Annotated in this window: 1 protein-coding gene; it reads left to right on the forward strand. The window is 28.6% G+C overall.

Going from position 1 to position 2,476, the window contains the following annotated elements; all coding sequences use genetic code 11:
- The first annotated feature begins 854 nt into the window (after nt 1-854).
- The gene (locus AC27L2_RS13780) at nt 855-2,147 is read left to right on the forward strand and encodes an ATP-binding protein (protein ID WP_487212348.1); all 1,293 of its coding nucleotides are present in this window, start codon (nt 855-857) and stop codon (nt 2,145-2,147) included.
- The last annotated feature ends 329 nt before the right edge of the window (nt 2,148-2,476 follow it).

Below are 2,476 nucleotides of genomic sequence, written 5' to 3' on the forward strand. Positions count from 1 at the left end.
TGGTTTTCAAAAGATTATAGATGTGAAAAAGACAAATATTTTAATGAACAAAATTTTGTAATGTATAATTATGGATGTGTTTTGACAATGCTGTGGGAAAACAAGTAAGAGTAAAATGGAATAATGGACTTGGTGTATTGTAACACGAAACGCAGTTTCGTGAGTGGTATTTGATTAAATGAAATCAATTAATTTTATGCACGATTCTTCGAATCTTGTTACATATTAAAAACCCCGAAAGGGTTTTAATATTAATAGAAAAATGTTACAAAAGAACATCTACGAACCCTGAAGGGGTTCAATGATAATGTATAGAAGAGAAGCGCTTGTAATGATGGAAAAATTGAAAATTGGAATAATGCTTGCCCGCCTTAGGCGGGGAATAATGTGCTGGTGATTGTAAAACGAAACGAAGTTTCGTGAATGATATTTGAATAAATGAAATCAATTAATTTTATGCACGATTCTTCGAATCATGTTAGAGATTAAATCGTTACACGAAATGAAATTTAGTTCTTGAATTACAAAATTACAAATTGAAGGTTACAAGTTTAAGTTGATTATTATTGTAAACCACGAAGTGGTTTAATATGAATAGAAAAAATGTGAAGTACAAAAAATTATCAGAACCTTGAAGGGGTTCAATAATAGGCGAAGAGAATAGAAACGCTTGAAATGATGGAAAATTGGAATAATGCTTGCCCGCCTTAGGCGGGGAATAATGGGCTGGTGATTGTAACACAAAATGAAATTTCGTGAATTATTAATATCATTTAATTAATATAGTTATTTAATTGACTTTCCTTTGTAAAAGGATAATTATTTAATTATCTTTCCTTTATAAAAGGAAACCAATGAATGAAATGAAAGATATTATCAAATCAATTATAAAAGATTTCCATCAAAATGAATTACCAAATTTTAAAGAAAGAAATCTTATTATTCCTTTAAACAGCGGTAAAATAATATCTATTATTGGAAGCAGAAGAACTGGAAAAACTTATTATCTATATCAAATTATTTCAGAATTATTAAAAACAGTTGATAAAGAAAATATTCTTTACATTAATTTTGAAGATGAAAGACTTAACTTGAAATCTGAAGACTTACGCTTAATTATTGATGCATATTATGAACTGTACCCGGAGAATAAGGATACACTCTATATTTTTTTTGATGAGGTACAAATTATTCCTAATTGGGAAAAATTTGTAAGACGCTTATATGATTCAGTTACAAAGAATATTATAATTACTGGTTCTTCATCTAAACTATTAGGTAAAGAAATAGCATCCAGTTTAAGAGGCAGAGCAATTTGGTATGAGTTGTTTCCGCTTTCATTTTCTGAATATCTTCATTTTCTAAATATAGACTCAAGTGATATATACAGTTCAAGAAATAAAGCAAAAATAATTAAAGCATTTTCAAATTATTTATATAATGGAGGGTTTCCAGAAGTTGTTTTTTACGATTCTCAATTAAGATTAAAAACTTTACAAACTTATCTTGATATTATGATATATAGAGATATTATAGAAAAATATGATGTAAAAAATTCATTATCACTTAGATATTTTATCAGAAAATGCTTGGCAAACATTTCAAATACTATTTCTGTAAATAAATTGTTTAATGAGTTAAAATCTTTAGGCATTAAGATAAGCAAAGACACCATTTATGATTATATTAATTATGTAAATGATTGTTATCTTTTATTTATGGTTAGTATTTATTCAGAATCGATAAATGTACAACAGACAAATGAAAAGAAGCTATACTGCATAGATACAGGTTTAGTGAATAGTGTTTCGTTTAAGTTCTCACAAAATACTGGAAGGATGCTTGAAAATGTAGTTTTTATGCACTTAAGAAGTAAAGGCGAACAAGTTTATTATCACAAAAAGAAAGCAGAATGTGATTTTTTAGTCCATAAAGATGATAAAATATATGCAGCCTATCAAGTTACTGCAGAAATAAATAAATCTAATTGGGATAGAGAAATTAAAGGATTATTGGAAGCACTTGATATTTATCAATTGGATGAGGGTTACATTTTAACATTGGATCAATCAAACGATTATAAGGAAGAGGGAAAATCTATTAAAGTTCGTCCAGTATGGAAATGGATTTTGGGATTTGAGGATTGATAAAATTGTGCAATAAAGTATTTCTTCGGAACAAAGTTGAGAGTTACAAGTTGCAGGTTTCAGGATGGCAGCTTTCAATTTAAAAACCCCGAAAGGGGTTTAATGATAATGTGGAAAAACAGAAGCGCTTGGAATGATGGAAAATTCGAATAATGCTTGCCCGCCTTAGGCGAGGAATGATAGGCAAGTGCTTTGTAATACGAAATGAAATTTCGTGAATGATATTTGATTAAATGAAATCAATTAATTTTGTGCACGATTCTTCGAATCATGTTAGAGATTAAATCGTTACACGAAATGAAATTTAGTGCGTGCCTGAATTACAAAAT

Source organism: Rosettibacter sp. KY25 (genome assembly GCF_057554405.1).